Here is a 16,929-nt window from a genome sequence, read left to right on the forward strand (position 1 = left end):
ACTTCTAGCCCCCCGCGGGGGGGTTATTGGGGCTCCGGCTCTGCCCCCCCCGCCGGCCGCGTTGCGAGGGGGGAGGCACCTGAGCGCTGGCGCGCTCAGGAGCGACGCCCTTCGCTACGCTCCGGGCTGGCTTCGCTGACGCTTCGCCAGATTCCCGCGCGAGCGGGGGAATCGACGTCCGCAAGCGGACGTCCAGGGGAAGGGCCGGCGCAAGCGCCGGCCCGGTGGCGCTGACGCGCCACCAGATGTCCGCGCAAGCGCGGACATCGAAGGGGTGTCCGCTGACGCTCCCACCCCTTCGGGTCCTTCCGGCTCCGCCTCCAGGACCAGGCCCGCTACCGCGGGCCAGCTGGCAGCGGTGATGGGGGCTTGTCACTGTGCTCGTCATTCCCAATAGCAGCCGCTGATGTAGATGCTCGACCGGGTCGCGGTCCGTTCGTCGACATGGACGTCCCAGCGGGCGGCGGCCTCGGCGTATGCAGCCTCCACCTCTTCGGACGGCCGGCAGCAGTGGGTTGTCACCACTTCCTCCCACACCATGCGGATCCTGGCTGCTTCCTCTACCAGGTGCAGAAGGCGTGTCGTGTCCTGTGCACTGCGCTGCATGGCACTCCCCCATCGGTGTGTCGGCGCATCCATCGTCCACGGGTGACCCACAGCTGCGGTAGAGGCCGCTCGTTTCCGGTACGGATTCCGGTGATGTCTTGTTCCGGACGCCGTCGTGGGTGTAAGAGCGGTACAGTCGTAAGTGTGCATCACGTTGGATATGATGCGTGTAGCTGTGTAGGATCCCGAGAACATCGCCACCCCCTCCCTGGCGGGTCCGACCCGCTGCTTCGAGTTCAGCGGAGTGCCGAATGCAGAAGTCCGGTGACATCGTGTTGCGTCCTCATCAGGAGGAGGCGGTGGAGGCCATTGTCCGAGGGCTGGATATTCCGCCTGGGAAACAAATTCCGGAAGCGGGTCTGCGGGCGACGGTGGTGGCGGCGTGCGGGACCGGGAAAACCTTCATCGCCGCCGCTGCGGCTCTCCGGCTCGCGCGGCACGGCCGGGTCCTGGTGCTGCTGCCGACCCTGGATCTGCTGACGCAGACGGTGCGGGAGTGGCGTCTCGCCGGGCACACCGGGCCGGCTGTCGCGGTCTGCTCGTTGGAGGACGACCCGCAGCTGTGGCAGCTCGACGTGCGGACCACGACGTCGGCTCCGCAGCTGGGGCTGTGGCACGGCCGCGGCCCCGTCACCGTCTACGCCACGTACGCCTCCCTGCCGGTCCTCGCCGAGGCCCACGAAGGCGCATATGGGCTGCCCATGGACGTGTTCGACCTGGTGGTCGTCGACGAGGCGCACCGCACGTCGGGGTCGGCGGGGAAGGCGTGGGCCGATGTCCACCGCCAGGAGGTCATCCCGGCGATGCGCCGGCTGTACATGACCGCGACGCCGCGGATCTGGATGGAACGGCCCCCGCGGTCCCGGGCGCAGGAGCGGGAGCGGGAAGAGGCGCGCCGGCTCGCCGAGGAGGAGCGCAGGGAGCGTGAGGAGGCGGAGGCCGAGGGGCGGGTCTATGTCTCCCGGCCGCGGTGGGACCGGCTGCCGAAGGAGCTCGCGTGCTCGATGGACGACAAGCGGGTGTTCGGGCCTGTCGTTTATGAGCTGTCGCTCGCTTCGGCCATTTCTCGGGGGCTTTTGGCGAAGTATCAAATTGTCGTCGCGGAACTCCTCGACCCTGTCGTCACTCCGCAACGGCTGAATAGTGAGGAGCGGTACGAGGAACAGCTGCGCGGCCAGCGCCTCGCCGCCATGCAGACCGCGCTCCTGGAAACCATGGCCGCCCACGGGCTGCAGACCACCATCACGTTCCACCACCGGACCGTGGAGGCAGAGGCCTTCGCCGCCGGGCTCGACCGGGTCGCGCGCCGACTTCACGCCGTTGACCCGGGACGGCATCCGGAGCGGGTGTGGTCGGGCTGGCTGTGCGGGGAACACGAGGGCTCCCACCGGCAGTCGGTGCTCGCGGACTTCGGGCGCAGGGCCGGGCGGGCGGTGCTGAGTAATTGCCGAGTTCTGGGCGAAGGGGTCGATATTCGGGCGACGGACAGTGTGGCCCTGATCGATCCCAAGGGATCTGCCGTCGACATCGTGCAGGCGATCGGGCGGGCTTTGCGGCAGAAGCCCGGTGAAGGGAAGATGGCCACCCTGATCGTGCCCGTGTTTCTGCGGGAGAATGAAAAGCCTGAGGACATGCTTTCATCCAATTCCTATCGGCCGCTGGTTCGGGTTTTGGCTGGACTTCGGGCGCATGATGAAAAGGCTGTGGAAATGCTTGCTATTCCGCAGGAGAACCAGAAAAGGATTGTGGACCCGTCCTTGCCGGTCGGGAAGGCGCCGGAGGAGGGCGAGGAGGAGTCACGGCTGCTGCTCCGGTTCGCGGCCCCGCGGGATCCGGCGCTGATCGCGAAGTGGATCAGCTACCAGGTGATCAACACCGAGCGGCAGGACTGGCGCCGGGGAGCCGAGGCCGCGTACCGGTACCGGCAGCGCGAGGGGCACTTCGACGTCCCGTACGAGCACGTCGAGGAGGCGGGGAAGTTTCCGCTCGGGCGGTGGCTGTCCGACCAGAGGCGCACGTTCCGGGCCGGGAGCATGAGCGGGGAGCGGGCGGCTGAACTGGAGGAGCTGGGGATCGTGTGGGACACCGCCGACGCTGGCTTCGAAACCAACCTCGGCGCGGCGCGGGCCTACTACGAGCTCCACGGGACCTTGGCCGCGCCGCGGGGCGCGGCGGTCCTGGATGTCGCGATCGGGCAGTACCTCACGAACATCCGCCGCCCCGGCGGACTGGGCAAGGAACCCGGCCGGGCCCGCCGGCGGGCCGCCGCGCTGGCCGCAATCGACCCCGACTGGAACCCTCGCGAGCAGGGGTGGACGGTGGACTGGCAGCGCCACTACGCCTACCTGGGGCAGGCCCTGGCGGCCGGCGCGCGGCTCGCAGACGTCGTGCCGGGGGTGACGCGGCATGGGGAGGACGTCGGACGGTGGCTCGCCGCCCAGCGGCGGAACTGGGATCAGCTGAACAAGGAGCAGCAGCGGCGGCTCGGCGAACACGGCGTGAAGAAGGCCCCACGGGCCCGCAGGACGGCGGCGAAGACGGCCGCGGCGTCCGGGCCGCGCGAAGGCGGCGAGGCGTTCCAGAAAGGCCTGGCGGCCCTCCAGCAATACACCGCGCGTACGGGGTCTGTGACCGTCCCAAGGAGCCATGTGGAGGCCGTGGTCATCGACGGTCAGGAGCACGCCGTGAAACTCGGAATCTGGCTGACCAACACCAAGACCAGGCGCGACAAGCTCGACCAAACACAACTCACCGCCCTCACCGACGCCGGCATCCATTGGGCGCAATAGCGGCATGAGCAGTCATCCAGTCACCGTGGAGTCACCGGGATCGTCTGCCAGACCACCAATACCGCAACCAGCGGCATCACACCCGCTCCTCCCTCTCCTTCACCCGAAACGAAGGCCTCGCTGTGCTCGGCCGTACTGTCAGTGGTGCCTAATACGCTTCCCGCATGGCCACGAACCGGACCAAGGTGCCTCGCCCGTTAGCACGCCAGCTCTTCGTCGAGACTGGCCACCGATGCGCGATACCGACGTGCCGCGCGACACCTCTGGAGATCGCGCACATCGTGCCCTGGCACCGCGTCCAGAGGCACGACTTCCACAACATGATCGTCCTGTGCCCTAACTGCCACACCCGCTTTGATCGCGGAGACATCGACCGCCAGGCCATGTTCCGCTACAAGGAGCTGCTGCGACTCTCGGACCCCAACCGCGTAGCGCCCGACGATCCTTCTCCGAGAGCCGGTCTCATTCGGGCGTACCGGCTCTTCCAGAGCGAAATAATCAAATGGCACAAGAGCATCTCCGAGCTGGTCTTGGCATTCACGTTCTCCACCGGCGGCTTTCCGACCGACAATCTGAAGTCGTGCCGCACAGCGGCGTCCATCACCCGCGCAGCCACCGACAAACTGAGCGACCTAGGCGACGAGGCCGTCGCCGAGGCGGCGAACTACATCTTCGACTGGTACCGAAACTGGGCACACGACGTGTTCGACCTCAAGCCTTCCGCCTTCAACGGGGCCGGGGACAACTACGATGACTGGGCTCAGGAGAGGTTCATGGCCTTCGTCATACTCCATGAGGAGCTCTGCGCGGCGCTGGACCTGGACCCCACGGAGCTGGACTTCTTCGAGGCCGAGAGGTCCCGCCAGGGGCTCCCCAAAGTCCCCCTCGGCACCTGCGGCTTCTGGGAGACGGATGAGTGACCGCGCGGCGCTATTCGCCTACCGCCGCCGGGAGCCTCCTGCCGGCGGCGGTAGACCACGTACGCGACGACACACGCGACCGCCACGACCATCGCGTTCTCGCCGTTGATGTGCAGATTCACCGAAGCCCTTAAGGGGTCCATGGGGCCTCGCCCGGCGGACCGGACCCAAGCCCCAACGAGAGGTGGAAACCCCTCCCCGGCCCATGAGAGAAACCGTCCACGCAGTCCCGAAGGCTGTCGCTCAAAGGAGTGAAGGAGGGGGTTTTAACCTCTCGGGCCCTGCAGACCCGCGGGATCCTTCAGCCGGTGCCTGGAAGGCAGCTCCGCCGACACCCCCCCGGATCCAAGCTTCCGAACGCCGCCCCGGGCCGTCGCCGGTTCCGACCGCCTTCACCCGCGCGGGTAACCGTGACCGGGCAGTGTGCGGCGGCGACCGCCAGGAGGTCGCCGAGGGCGGCGACATCACCGGCACCCTCCGCTTGTGCGGCGCGGGTGGAACCTGCGGCCGATCAGTCTTGATCCTGGCCAGCGTCCATCGCTGGTCCGGCCAGTCGTGCGAGACCGGATTCTTCGCCAGCTCCTCCGTGAACACGGCGAACACGGCCGGCACGTCGGGCTCCGGGAACGAACCGCGTCCTGACGGGCCGCCCGCCACGCTTGCCGCCACCACTGGACCGACCGAACGCTGCCCCGTAACTCCTTCGCGATGTCCGCATGCCCCGCCTCCGGCGAACATCGCGACTGCTTCCATCCGGATCTGCTCGCGGAACGCTTGCCTCTCCGCGGTCAGACCCCCACCCTGCGGATACCTCATCCCCTGGCATACCGCGACGATCACCGACCGTCAGCCCCACGACAAAACGACTTCAACGTCAGAAACCGCGGGAGTTGCTCACGACGGTCGGGAACACCCCGGGGACCGGCGGTCGGAAACGAAAACCCAGCGGGTCGGCGCTCGAATCGAACTATCATGTTGGGCGCCATCGGTGACAGTCATGAGACGGGGTAGCGATGCGGTGGGGAAATCGGATGCGGCAGTGTGCCGCTGCGGCAGTGAGCACGACGCTGGCGATGACGGTGTTGGTCGCATGCAGTCAGGGAAGTGACGCGCCGGACCCGAAGTCGCCCGGCACGAGCCGGTCGCCCCGGTCCGATGTAACGAAGCCCGGCCGTCCCGCCTTCGATCCGCCCATGCGTTTCGAAGGGCCAGGGATCGATTTACTGGGCGCCCGACAGCCGAGTACGACGAGCGGGGGAGCGTCGCGGCCTGCGGTCACGCTCGCCAACGGGGTCGCCTTCGTCACTGCCGAGGAGGGGATGGAGGCGATTGACACGCAGACCGGAGAGCCGCGGTGGGAGGCGAGGCCGAAGAACGCCGCTGAGAAGGGTGGGTTCGGCAGTGACCGCGCCTCGCCCCTCGTGTCGGCTGATGGGAAGACGGTGTACGCCGCCTGGAACAGGTGGGTGAAGGGCGAAGGAACGGCCCCGGGCCGGGCGGTGATCGAGGTACTTGCTGTCGACACCGTCACCGGCAAGACAGCCGGGTCAGCCGAGATCCCGGCTGCTCCCAGTTCGACCGGGCTCTCTGCGACCCCTATTGGCGCCGACGAAATCCTCGCGGCGCGGGTGATCGGAGCGGATGCGACTACGGTGGTGGTCACTGCAGCCGATACGACGTACGCCGTGGACCCTGTCGCGGGCACGGTCCGTTGGAAGAAGGCCGATTTCCTTGCCGTGGTGCTGGCTGACGGCATCATCGCCGGTGGTGAGAGGACGGGATTCAGGGAAGGGCGCCTTACCGGACTGTCCGTGACCTCGGGCGACCAGCGTTGGACGATCAGCGATGCCAAGCGACCTGCAGGGGTCGGGTCCGGGTTGCTGACCGCCGTGCTCGGTGCCAAGACGCTCGTCGTTGACGCTGTCAAGGGCGAGCAGCGCTTGGCCCTTGACGGGGGCTGGGGATGCCGTTATGACCAACAGTCTCTGGTCCTGTGCTCCGGTGGTGCCACCGGGTCCGGTCGGGGCATTGCGGTGTTCGATGCCACTTCGCTCGAGAAGCGGTGGGCTCTGCCCGACGGATCCGGCCGGAACGTGCCGAGGGTCAGCGGATTCTGGCACGGGGCCGTGTACGGGGAAGTGGTGGCGGACGAGAGCCTGGTCCTGGACGGCAGGACGGGGCAGGACCGGGAGACATCAGCTGGTGCGGCGCCCACCGAGATCGACCAGTTCGGCGGCGTGGCCTTTGGGGCCGGTCGTCCCACGTTCTATCGCGCTACACGCTGAGACAGCCGCAGCAACAGGGCCAGAGCCTGCTTGCCCATGGCGTCCTCGACGAGGGGCAGCTGCCGCGGGGCCTCCTGGCGGAAGAGCTGCTGGATTCGTTCCGCGTCGGTTTCGATGCCCCGGCGGCGGCCAGCCCGCCGGAGCATGGCCGTCTGCTTCCACATCTGCAAATTGGTCGTCGCCAGCACGTACTTCACCCGGTAGCCGGCCGACCGGCACCGACTCCTACCGTCTCGCCAGCACACGAGCCCGCGCCGAAGCCGCGGCCAGCTAGCTTCCGCCAGGGCCGTCGGTCGCTTCTCCTGCCCCCAGGGAAGTTGGCCCGCGGCCATCAGCGCGAAGGGCGGCCGCTACTCGTCGGGGGTCGCAGGCTCTGGGTCAGGCACTGGCTGGCCCTCGTCGGATGACCAATTGGGGCGGATGCGTTCGACCATGGCCGTGAAGTCGTTCCGTAGATACCGAGAATCGCACGGCACCAACCGGATCTGTTGGCGGCCGTCAGCCCAAAAGATCTTGAAATTGGCAACCGTGCCTTCCGCTGGCCAGTCCTCGATCTCGTCTGACAGCCACAGGACGTCGACAAACCCTCCGACGCTCAGGCCGATGTCCACGAAGATCCCGATCACACCGGGCCGGGGAACCTTCACCACGGTGCCTTCAACTACCTGCCCGAAGCGCAGGCCCCTCCGGATCCGCGTCCACTCGGCATCTGTCACCACGAACAGATCCTCGCACCTTCGTCCGGGACGCCAGCATCCGGGACTCAACGTGAACCGAACCAGCGTCCCCTCACGATGTTCGCCTCGACGACACGGCACTGCCGCTACTTCTCGGGTTCTGGCTCACTTTCCGTGGAGTGATTACGAAGAGTCAGATCTTCGGAGCCAGGCGATGGCGGTTTGGATGAGCACGAAGCCGAGGCGAGGTGAGCTCCAGGGCCCGGTTGTCGCGTCCGGCGCTCATGTGGTTGAGCCAGCGTTCGTACCAGTCGAGGAAGTCGGTGGCGGAGGAGACATTGGGGCCCCAGTACCCGTCGCTGTTACCGATGAGGACGCGGCCGGTGAGGGGACCGGTCACCGCGATGAGGCATACGTCGGTGCAGCCCATCTCGATGATGTGGAGGAAGAGATCGCGTCCGTGGACATTGGGTTCTCTGCCGTCGAAGCCGCAGGGTGTCCCTGGTTCTCCGCGCGGATTCATGACCATCAGGGAACATCGCTCCAGCGGCATGAGGCCGTAGAACGGCGCCGCGCCTGAGCCGCCGATCTGCGTGAGGAACTGCCGATAGGCGTCGGGCAGGACGATGTCGTGCTCGGCCTCGAACGCAGCGACGCGTGGTTCCGCCAGCTTCGGACCGAGGCAGAACTTGTGTTGCTCTTCCCCGAAGGAGTGGCTGCGCAGTGGTTGGAACGGGATCGCGGCCAGCTTGCGACGCAGGCGGGGTATGCGGGGATCCATCGTGCTCTTCTCTCGTCCCCGTCACCCTACGAGTGGCTGTGGTCAGATGGCCAGAAGAACCCTCTTCCGCAGGAGAGCAAAGCCGGCCCGGCCGAACATCTGGTGCTTGAGCATCTTGATCCGGTTGACGTGTCCCTCGACCACGCCGGAGTTCCAGGGCAGGGTGAGCCCGGCGATGACGGCATCGCGGTCACGTTCGATGCCCGCGGCAAGAGTGTGGAGGCTGGGGAGGTCGTCGCGCCGAACGGCATCAAGCCACTGCGGCAGCCGTTCGCCCTGGCGCTCGGTGAGCATCTGGGCGAACGACCGGACGTGAGTGGTGAGGGCGTCGAGTTCGGGGCAGTGGACCAGGACAGCCTTGAGTCGAAGGTGGTCGATCTCTGAGAGGGTCTCGGGGCGCCGGAGAATCCAGCCGGCGACGACGCGGGGTGACGGTGGCCGAGCTGTGATCGGGTTGGGAGAAATCCGCTTCTCCCGGAAGTAGGCGCGAACGCGCTGGTAGCTGCCCTGATAGCCGAGTGACACGATCTCCTCCCACACCGTCCAGGCGTTGGTGCAGCCCTGGTTCCAGCGGTCATCCAGGTAGGGCTTGAACGCGTCCAGCTTGGATGGCCGCCCCTGCCACTGCCCGCGGAAGAGGTCCTCCGGGGTGGCTGCGTCGGCGAAGAGCTTGACGGTGCGGGAGGTCATGCGGAGCTGGCGGCCGATCGCCCTCCGGCTGAGCCCGGCCGCCAGCAGTTCGCGGACGGCCGCGTGCTTGTCGCGGGTGCGGTCAGCGAAGCGGTGTCCCCTTGGCCAAGGCGAGTCGGAGGGGTCTTCGAGCTTCTTCTGCTCGGGGGCCGACTGGGCTGAATCCCGCACCAGGACCTGCAGGCATCCGCGGTGGTCTGCGACGCATCGCTCGGCAGCCTCGCTCAGGTTGTGCCAAAGATGCCACCGGTCCGCGACCTGTACTGCTTGTGGTGCCCCGGCCGTGGCGCCTTCGGCGAAGAACGGTGCCCGATCGCGGCAGACCACCTCCACCCCGGGCCGTTTCGCGAGCCAAGCGGTCAGGCTGGACGCCTCCCGGTCGGGCAGCAAATCCACTGGACGCCGGCTTTCGACGTCGACCAGGACAGTCCCGTAGTGACGCCCTTTGCGGGTCGCGTACTCATCGACGCCGACGACCCGCGGGGCCGGAACTTCGGGGTCGGGCAGCGCTTCGACCAGCCGCAGCACCGTGCTGCGGCTCACTGAAACGCCGATCACGCTCGCCAAGCGGGCACCGGCCCGGCCGGCGAGCGCGAGCCCGACCGCGGCCAGCGTCGACCGCAGCCGCTCGGTCCGTCGGCCGTACCTACGTGTCAGCCCTGGCAGCTGTTCGGCGAAGGTCCGCTGCCCGCACGATGTGACCGGGCAGAGAAATCTGCGGACGCGCAAACAGAGAGCGACCCGTCTGCCACCGCTGGGCACATCCGCGGGAAAGCGCAGGTAGGAACTGTGAACCCGCCGTGACCAGCTTCCGCATTTGGGACAGACGGCCTCAGCCACCGTGCTTCGAGCCTCTATGCGTACCGTCTCGTCGTTCACGTCGACCGACAGCACCGCCACGTCTGCGATCGACGGGAACAGTAACTCCTCCAGCCGAAGCATCACTTCTTCCACGGGCCGAACTGTCAGCCACACCCCACCCGGTACGGGCCATTCTTGGGCAACTTCCCCAGGGGCCCACTCACCCGACAACCGTCACTCAGCGTGCAAGCTCCACGGAAAGTGAGCCAGAACCCAGATGACAAGAAGGCAGGACAGATGCACCAGAAGGTCGCCCAGCTCCGCGCATCCTCCACACCTGATATCGCCGCCTACGCCACCGCCTGCGCGGAAGTTGTCGCCATCAACAAGGTGTACTACGAAACCACCCTGCGCTACACGGCCCCGCAGCCCCAGCCCGGGCACCAACCGCACGATATCCATCCGTAAAGCACGAACGACGAGCGAGGCGTCACCCTCCGGTAAACCTGGAGATCCCGGCGCCCGCCGACCGCGGCCGCGTGTGGAAGCAAGGGCCGCTGCCGCGCCCGGTCGGATCCGTTGAACCACGGCTGGAACAGCTGCGGTCCGCGCTCCGCGCCGGCGTCGAACTGCCGCTGAAATCCTGGCACGTCCTCGAAGCCGGCGGCCCCCTCGCACACAGGGCAGCCACCGTCCATCCGGTAGGCGGCACGGTGGGCTGTTCACCCGCGGCCACCGCGGCCTGGCTCGGACCTCGCCGGCCCGCCGGCGACACCACCGGCAGCGCGGCCTACCTCGACCGGGCGGCCGCCCGGGGCGGCGGTCCCGTTCCCAGCGTCTGGCCGATCACCGCGTTCGAACGCGCCTGGGTCCTCTCCTCGCTCCTGCGAGCAGGCGTCCACATCACCCCGCCCACCGACCTCGTCCAGCAGATGCGCGCCGCGCTCGGGGACACCGGCACCGGCGGGGCACCCGGGCTGCCACCGGACTGTGACACCACGGCAGCCACCCTTTTCGCCCTCAGTCTGGCCGGCCGCCCCAGCCCGCCCGACATGCTGCTCGCCTTCGAAAACGCCACCCACTTCCACTGCTGGCCGCAGGAACGCACGCCTTCACCGACCGCCAACGCCCACGTCCTGGAAGCCCTGGGCCTCCACCTGCACCACCACCCCGAAGACCGCGGCGTATTCGGCCCGCCCCTGGCCAAGGCAGCGGCCTGGCTGGCCGCCTGCCAACGCCCGAACGGCAGCTGGCACGACAAATGGCACGCCTCCCCCTACTACGCCACCACCGTCGTTGCCCAGGCCCTCCACGACTTCGCAGGCCCCCGGTACACCGACGCGGTGGCCAAGGCCACCGGCTGGATCCGCACCACCCAGCACGACGACGGCAGCTGGGGCATCCACGAAGGCACCGCGGAAGAAACCGCCTACGCACTCGGCTTCCTGCACTCGGTCACCCCCGCCAGCCCACCCGACCAGCAGACGATCCGTGCCGCCCAGGCCCTCACACACCTGGCCGAAGCAGGGGAGCACACGCCGCTGTGGCACGACAAGGACCTCTACGCCCCGCCTGCCATCATCGACGCTGCCGTCCTGGCCACGCTCCACCGCGCCCACACCGACCCCGCGCTCGCCCCGCACCTGCCCGGAGGGACCGCATGAGCGAGCACTCTCCCCTCCAAGCGCACAGTCCCCTGCCGATGCCGAAGTTCCTGCACCTGTTCCACCACCGCACCAGCCCCCTGGCACAACCCGTGGAAGAACATGCCCAAGCATGGCTCCATCACTACCGCCTGCCCGAGGACCCCGCCCTGCGCGAGCGCGTGGCGCGCACCTGCCTGGGCACCACCACCGCGAGCGTCTACCCCGGCGCAGGGCAGGAGGTCCTCGAACTGGGCGCCGACCTGATCATCTGGCTGACCGCGTTCGATGACACCCACGTCGAGGCACCGGGCAGCACCGCCGCGCACCTGACCGAACAGCTCGCCGTCTTCGCAGGGATCCTGGAGCAGGGCGGTCCGACCACCGGGACCGGCTTCGCCTCGGCCCTGGCCGACCTCGTCCGCCGCATGCACACCGCCCTCACCCCCGGCCAGCGGGCCCGTCTGACCTCGTCCTTCTACACCGCGTTCCTGGGATGGAACTGGGAACTCTCCCTCCACGGCCGACCCGTCGGCCTCGACGAATACAACGCGATGCGCCCCCACACCGTCTACGGATCCATCGTCACCACCCTCATCGAGCCCGGCGCCGGCCTCGACCTACCTGACGGAGTCCGCGACACCCCCGACATCCGACAGCTGAACCGCACCGCCTCTCTGCTGTCAGGCTGGATCAACGACCTCTACTCCTTCACCTACGAACAAGGCACGCAGAGCCCACCCCCCTCGCTGCCCACGGTGCTCGCCCACCAGCACCACCTGCCACTCCCCGAAGCATTCGCCACCGCCGTCCGGATGTTCGACGACAAAGCGGGCGAAATGCACCAGAAGATCACCCAGCTCCGTACATCCCCCACACCCGGCGTCGCCGCGTACGCCACCGCCTGTGCGGAGTTCGTCGCCTCCAACAAGCTGTTCTACGGCGTCACCCGGCGCTACACGGCCGCACAGCCCCAGCCCTCACACCTGCAACACGCAAAGCGTGCAGGAGGAGTGACGTCTCGCTCGTAACGTCCTCATCCCGGAACGCCACCAGGGCGCGCTCCTGGCCAGTCTGCAATCTGCCCTAGTGCCCAGCGCCAGGCAGGAATACCGCGTGGTTCGAATCGCGCTCCCCGCCAGCTGGGGCGTCGGAATGGACCCCGGCCCGGCGCGAGGCGTACGCGAACGACCAGGGCCAGCTGGCCTCCCTGGTGGCCGTGACGGCCCGTTCGAACAGGAGCAAGGCTGACCAGGACCCGGCGGAGTGGCTGCCGCCGTCGGCGGACGCGCTGTGCCGGTACGGCGCCGAGTGGACCGCGACCAAGCTCCGCTGGGGACTGGCGGTCGACGAGGCGGAGCAGGACCGGCTGCTTGACATCGCGGCCGGCTGCGGCGGCACGGAGGTGGAGTTCACGCCCGCCCCGTAGCGCAGCCCGGAGGTGAGGGCCGCCGCCTCGACGGGACGCTGTCGGCCCATCCGGCTCGCCGTGTCATCGGCGAGCCGGATGGTGCCTGCTGTCAGAGAAGGTCCTTCATGAGCGTTGCGGCGTCCTGGTAGGCATCCTTGGGAAGCCTTTTCAGGGCCGCAATCGCTGCCTTGGGCGACCCCGCGTTCTTCGCCGCAGTGATGATGTCCTGCTTGGTGGCTGGCCACTTCTTCACCAGCCGGTCGGGGCGTAGTCGACCCCAACATCGACGAGCCCCGGTTGGTGGGATGCGGCAACGTTGACGGAGTCGCTGCGGCCGGTCACAGGGTTCAGGACCGCGACCTGCGCCCACTACGCGGCGTTCCGCGAGGTCGGCCGGGTGGATCCGTACCGTCCAGCTGCTGGGGTATCTGACGGACCCGCAGACGCGCCGGCCGGTGACGGCCGCGACGAACAAGGTTGAGGCGTACAACGGGTTCTCCGAGTGGGTGCGGTTCGGCAACCGCGGTGTCATCACCGACAACGACCCGGTCGAGCATGAGAAGGCGGTCAAGTTCAACGCCCTGCTGACCAACTGCCTGATCTTCCGCAACACCCTGGATATCGCCGAGGCGGTGCGCGCCCTGCAAACCGAAGGCTGGAAGGTCGAGCCCGAGGACCTGGCGGAGGTCTCGCCCTACCTGACGGAGGAAGTCATGCGGTTCGGCCAGTACTCCACTCACGAACTGGACCTGGCGCCGGAGGCGTACGAGCCGCACCTGGAGGTGGACTTCAGGGTGCTGGGCGCAGACGAGGCGGTGGCGGCGTGACGGACAAGCCGACCGGGAGCCGGGCCGGCCCGCCGCGCGGCCTTCGCCGCTATCCGCGGGTGGCCCTTGGCCCGGTAACGCTCGGCGGCCTCGGCGGACTGGTTCGCCGACTGGGCCGACGATCGACCGCCCGTCGCCGGTGCGGTTCCCGTACCGGCCGCGCTGGGTACAGGGTCGGCAGCGCGGCCGGCCATTCCGCCGCTCCGCGGCACGCATGCGCAGTTTGCCCGATTTCCGCCTGCCAATCGTCGCCGGATGCGACGATCTTCGTCAGGTGTCTCGCGGCGTGCCCGGCACCGACCCGGTGAAAGGCCAGCATGGACTCCACTTGTCTGCTGAACGCTCCCAGGGCGAGCAGCGTCATCGACGGAACGCGGTGGCAGAGCGACGGAAAGGACATGTCCTACGCCGATGCGGTCACCCGTGGCGCGCCGATCGCGATCCGCCGATCCACCTACTGCACCGGCGACAAGTCCTACGCAATGATTCCGCTGGGGCTGGCCGTGTTCCTCGGGGACGGCCCGGAGAGTGAACTTGATTACGTCTTGCAGGACATGCGGCGGTCTTACATGACCCGCGCGTGGACCGGCGGCAAGGTCAACCTGTCGAATGAGGAAATCGAGGGAATGTCCGAGGCGCAGGTACGGGAATCACCCCTGACCGGTCCCCTTCTCCTGCTACCCAGGGACCCGGAGTACGCCGACCTGCCGGACGACAGCCGGAACCCCACAGCGCCGTCGTTCGATAGGGAGAACCCGCCGCCCTACCGGTTCGTCCACGTCGACCCGGCCGACATGTACGGTTTCGTGGCCGCGAACCGGGTCCCCACCGCGGCGGAGATCCGGGCGGTGGATGGCCAGATCGTCAACAATCCCCCCTCCGGTGTGCACAGCCGCATCTCCGAGGGGGGCGGCCGGAAGATGAACGCCCGGGCCATCCTGAACATCAGCCCGGTGGGCAAGGACGGCAAAGCGTCCCTGGAGATGGTTATCGGGGCGGACTTGTTCACCTTCTGGGGCCTGCTCGGCATCGGGGCGTGGGCCCGTGCCGGGCAAAATCTGGCGGACGTGATCGCCACCCTGCGGGTGAGGAAGGGGAACGGCACGCAGTGGCTGGAGGAGCAGGTCCACGAGGAGATGACCGGCGGCTACTACGGCACGACGCTGAAGTTCAGCCACCGCCTCGATCCCGGCGCGACCTACGAGATGGCGTGGACCTGTACCAAGTATTGGACCTCCTCGAGAGGATCGGACTCCAACGCCACTACGGACACCGTCCAGGTCATCAGCGCATTCAGTTTCACCGTCTGAGGCCACGGGTAGGCCCCTGTGCTCGCATGGGCGCGGCGAAGTACAAGTAGCTCTGTGCAGCCGATCTGACGGTCTGTTGTCACAGGGGCCCCGGGATGGCGTTTCATAGGTGGTCGCTCGTGAAACACCCGGCCGCCCGGCGGTCCACCTGCGCCGATCATGATTCATGAGTTGTTGCAGACGACTGAACGTCTGAAACGCCGGACCGGCTGTTCGATCTCGTGGCGGACTGCGGGTCACCCCCGCCCCGTAGGACACCCCGGAGGTGAGGGCCGCCACCTCGACGGGGGCGGCCCTTCGTCATGCTCCGGAGTTCCGGCGTCGCGTCCAGGTCGTCTCGGGCCCTTCCGGACGCGTCAAATGCTTCGGGCGCTGCTGACCGCAGCGTGGCCGGCTGGGTCCAACTGGGTGCGTTGTTGGGCGGCCGGGGGTGTGGGCGGCCATGCGGGTGGGGCAGGGTGGCAAACGGGATCCGGCCGGCTCGTCGGCGGGTGCGCGGGAGAGGGCGGTGTGCTGGTGGAGTGGGACTGGTGGACGGTGGAGTTCGGGGACGCGCACGCGGGCGCGGCGGGTGTCCTCGTCGATGGCAGCGAGCCGGGTCCGGTGTACTTCGATGTCGGGAGCCGTCCGACCGTGCCGTCGACCACGCACTGGTCGGCCTATGATGGCCGGCACCGCCGCCCGCGCGCCGAAGCCCTTCGGGCGGTGTGCGAGTGCGGGTGGCGCGGCGCCGCGGAGTATCCCCTGCACTGGGATTCGATCGGCGACCAACCTCTGTACGAGGCGGACGTCGACCTCACCGGGCCGCTCGCGGACTGGAACGCCCACCTGTCCCTCGTCCGCGACAAGGCGGCACCGCTGCCCGAGCCGCTGGCTGCCCTCCTGGTCGAGATCACCGGGCAGCTGACCGCCACGGCCACGGACACACCCCTGGCAGCGCTGCGCGCCGCTGGCGTCCTCGAGCGGATCGCCGCCCGCGTCGGCCGGGAGGCGGCCGGCGCGCTGTGCGATGAGGGCGTGTCCGCCGAGACGGTGGCCACCGGGCTCGGGACCACCCGCTCCAAAGCCTTGGTTCTCCTCCTGACCGCCCAGGAGGGGTAACCGCAACAACCGCGCTCGCCCTGCCCGTTTCGTAACCGCCCATACTGACGGAACAGCTGGCAGCGCCGGGCTCACACCCCGCTTGTGCGGTAGTCGATACGGCGCTCGTCCCACTGCTTCCATGCGGTGGAGGTCAGCATCACGCATGCGGCTGCGACGGGCCCGACCTCGTCGAGGTCTGCCGTGGCCCGTACCCAGCTGGTTCCGTTCGCGCCCTGGAGGATGTTCTCGCGTTCGATCTGGAGCCAGCGTGTGTAGGCGTGTCCGTGAACGTGTCCGCTGGTCATCCGCCAGAGCATCAGCGGGGCATCGCGCACGGCGGGATCGAGCGCGACGATTGCTGCCTTCTTGATCACGTCGGTGGCGTTCACCCGCCACAAGGCGCCCTTGCCAGCTGGGTAACCGAGGCGCTGGGCAGCAGCGTCGATATCGAGGAGGACCTGCTCTTGCTTGGCTGCCTCGGCATCGCGCAGCGCCCGCAGCTCGTCGGTGGCAGCGGGCAGATCGTTCACGAACTTGCGCCGCTCGTCGGTGTTCGTCGCCGCGATCGTCAGCGCCCGCTTTTGGCGCTCCTCGCGCGAGGCCGGGGCCAGAACCCATACCGCCTGCGCCGCGCCCAGCAGAGCCGTACGCAAAACCGTGTAGTACGCAGACGGATACATCGTCCGGGTCGCTGAAAGAGCCGTGAAGGTGAATCCGGTGTGCTCGACCGCGGTCACCAGCCCGTGCCACGCCGCGCTCGACACCGTGAATTCCGGGAAGAGCCGGTCATCGGCTCCCAGGCTGCTGCCGGGATCGATCCTCTCGGGAGTGGAGCCGCTGGTCCGCTTCTCCCAGCTCTGCACTATCTCGTCCATACGCGGAACGCGCACGTTCCAGTTCATCTCCGCCATTTCACACACGCTAGAGGCCTCCGGCCCGTGCCAGCCGCCCAATTTGGCTGCGTAGGTGAAACCGAAGACCACTTGTCAGTGTGTACTGAGGGCGGTTGCTGGCTGGCTGTCATGAAGATGTCGCCGAGAGATGGGAGCCTCTCTGCTGGGGCCGGAGGGTCTACAGGCGCCGCGTCTTCGTCGTGCTCCGGGCCG

At 68.1% G+C, this 16,929-nt stretch carries 16 protein-coding genes and 1 pseudogene; 10 read left to right on the forward strand and 7 right to left on the reverse strand.

Features of this window, described 5'->3' with window-relative positions; translation table 11 throughout:
- Window positions 1-384 precede the first annotated feature (384 nt).
- A complete protein-coding gene (locus tag ACFYZ4_RS32335) occupies window positions 385-606 on the reverse strand; it encodes a hypothetical protein (RefSeq protein ID WP_390785535.1) in 222 nt (73 codons plus the stop codon).
- 251 nt (window positions 607-857) lie between these two features.
- Here ACFYZ4_RS32335 and ACFYZ4_RS32340 point away from each other — a divergent pair, with 251 nt between their 5' ends.
- The 3 genes from ACFYZ4_RS32340 (at window position 858) to ACFYZ4_RS32350 (ending at window position 6,600) form a co-directional block, all read left to right on the forward strand.
- Entirely contained in the window at window positions 858-3,395 is a 2,538-nt protein-coding gene (locus ACFYZ4_RS32340; protein WP_390785536.1) for a Helicase associated domain protein, read from the forward strand.
- A 164-nt stretch (window positions 3,396-3,559) separates the two neighbouring features.
- Complete coding sequence (locus tag ACFYZ4_RS32345) at window positions 3,560-4,315, forward strand: HNH endonuclease (protein WP_390785537.1); 756 nt, start codon at window positions 3,560-3,562, stop codon at window positions 4,313-4,315.
- A 1,055-nt stretch (window positions 4,316-5,370) separates the two neighbouring features.
- Window positions 5,371-6,600, forward strand: coding sequence for a PQQ-binding-like beta-propeller repeat protein (locus ACFYZ4_RS32350; RefSeq protein ID WP_390785538.1), 1,230 nt, complete (start codon window positions 5,371-5,373; stop codon window positions 6,598-6,600).
- Here the strand turns inward: ACFYZ4_RS32350 and ACFYZ4_RS32355 are convergent.
- The 4 genes from ACFYZ4_RS32355 to ACFYZ4_RS32370 form a co-directional block, all read right to left on the reverse strand.
- Window positions 6,582-6,797 carry a hypothetical protein gene (locus tag ACFYZ4_RS32355; protein WP_390785539.1) on the reverse strand — a complete coding sequence of 72 codons (216 nt, stop codon included), beginning with the start codon at window positions 6,795-6,797 and terminating at the stop codon, window positions 6,582-6,584. The two genes, ACFYZ4_RS32350 and ACFYZ4_RS32355, sit on opposite strands and share 19 nt — an antisense overlap.
- A 153-nt stretch (window positions 6,798-6,950) precedes the next feature.
- Complete coding sequence (locus ACFYZ4_RS32360; RefSeq protein WP_390785540.1) at window positions 6,951-7,319, reverse strand: hypothetical protein; 369 nt, start codon at window positions 7,317-7,319, stop codon at window positions 6,951-6,953.
- A 151-nt stretch (window positions 7,320-7,470) separates the two neighbouring features.
- Window positions 7,471-8,058 carry an SMI1/KNR4 family protein gene (locus tag ACFYZ4_RS32365; RefSeq protein ID WP_390785541.1) on the reverse strand — a complete coding sequence of 196 codons (588 nt, stop codon included), beginning with the start codon at window positions 8,056-8,058 and terminating at the stop codon, window positions 7,471-7,473.
- A 42-nt stretch (window positions 8,059-8,100) separates the two neighbouring features.
- Window positions 8,101-9,702, reverse strand: coding sequence for an ISL3 family transposase (locus tag ACFYZ4_RS32370; RefSeq protein ID WP_390785542.1), 1,602 nt, complete (start codon window positions 9,700-9,702; stop codon window positions 8,101-8,103).
- 108 nt (window positions 9,703-9,810) lie between these two features.
- Between ACFYZ4_RS32370 and ACFYZ4_RS32375 the strand changes: the two genes are divergently transcribed.
- The 4 genes and pseudogenes from ACFYZ4_RS32375 to ACFYZ4_RS32390 all read left to right on the forward strand — a co-directional run.
- The gene (locus ACFYZ4_RS32375; protein ID WP_390785543.1) at window positions 9,811-10,017 is read left to right on the forward strand and encodes a hypothetical protein; all 207 of its coding nucleotides are present in this window, start codon (window positions 9,811-9,813) and stop codon (window positions 10,015-10,017) included.
- Window positions 10,018-10,088: 71 nt separating this feature from the next.
- The gene (locus ACFYZ4_RS32380; RefSeq protein ID WP_390785544.1) at window positions 10,089-11,213 is read left to right on the forward strand and encodes a prenyltransferase/squalene oxidase repeat-containing protein; all 1,125 of its coding nucleotides are present in this window, start codon (window positions 10,089-10,091) and stop codon (window positions 11,211-11,213) included.
- Complete coding sequence (locus ACFYZ4_RS32385; RefSeq protein WP_390785545.1) at window positions 11,210-12,223, forward strand: terpene synthase; 1,014 nt, start codon at window positions 11,210-11,212, stop codon at window positions 12,221-12,223. The genes ACFYZ4_RS32380 and ACFYZ4_RS32385 overlap by 4 nt, the downstream gene beginning before the upstream one ends.
- Before the next feature lie 110 nt (window positions 12,224-12,333).
- Window positions 12,334-12,621 (forward strand): annotated as a pseudogene (locus tag ACFYZ4_RS32390) (HNH endonuclease); the annotation flags it as partial.
- 91 nt (window positions 12,622-12,712) lie between these two features.
- On the opposite strand, the gene ACFYZ4_RS32395 reads toward ACFYZ4_RS32390, so the two are convergent.
- Window positions 12,713-12,973: a DUF2795 domain-containing protein gene (locus tag ACFYZ4_RS32395; RefSeq protein ID WP_390785546.1), complete on the reverse strand. Its 261-nt coding sequence runs from the start codon at window positions 12,971-12,973 to the stop codon at window positions 12,713-12,715.
- Window positions 12,974-13,004: 31 nt separating this feature from the next.
- Between ACFYZ4_RS32395 and ACFYZ4_RS32400 the strand changes: the two genes are divergently transcribed.
- The 3 genes from ACFYZ4_RS32400 (at window position 13,005) to ACFYZ4_RS32410 (ending at window position 15,841) form a co-directional block, all read left to right on the forward strand.
- Window positions 13,005-13,430 (forward strand): Tn3 family transposase, encoded by a 426-nt coding sequence (locus ACFYZ4_RS32400; protein ID WP_390785645.1) that lies wholly within the window; start codon window positions 13,005-13,007, stop codon window positions 13,428-13,430.
- 398 nt (window positions 13,431-13,828) lie between these two features.
- Window positions 13,829-14,740 (forward strand): hypothetical protein, encoded by a 912-nt coding sequence (locus ACFYZ4_RS32405; RefSeq protein ID WP_390785547.1) that lies wholly within the window; start codon window positions 13,829-13,831, stop codon window positions 14,738-14,740.
- 510 nt (window positions 14,741-15,250) lie between these two features.
- Complete coding sequence (locus tag ACFYZ4_RS32410; protein WP_390785548.1) at window positions 15,251-15,841, forward strand: hypothetical protein; 591 nt, start codon at window positions 15,251-15,253, stop codon at window positions 15,839-15,841.
- A gap of 71 nt (window positions 15,842-15,912) precedes the next feature.
- On the opposite strand, the gene ACFYZ4_RS32415 is transcribed toward ACFYZ4_RS32410, so the two are convergent.
- Complete coding sequence (locus ACFYZ4_RS32415; protein ID WP_390785549.1) at window positions 15,913-16,734, reverse strand: hypothetical protein; 822 nt, start codon at window positions 16,732-16,734, stop codon at window positions 15,913-15,915.
- Window positions 16,735-16,929 lie beyond the last annotated feature (195 nt).

It is taken from the genome of Streptomyces sp. NPDC001513, assembly GCF_042894695.1.
Taxonomy (GTDB): Bacteria; Actinomycetota; Actinomycetes; order Streptomycetales; family Streptomycetaceae; genus Streptomyces.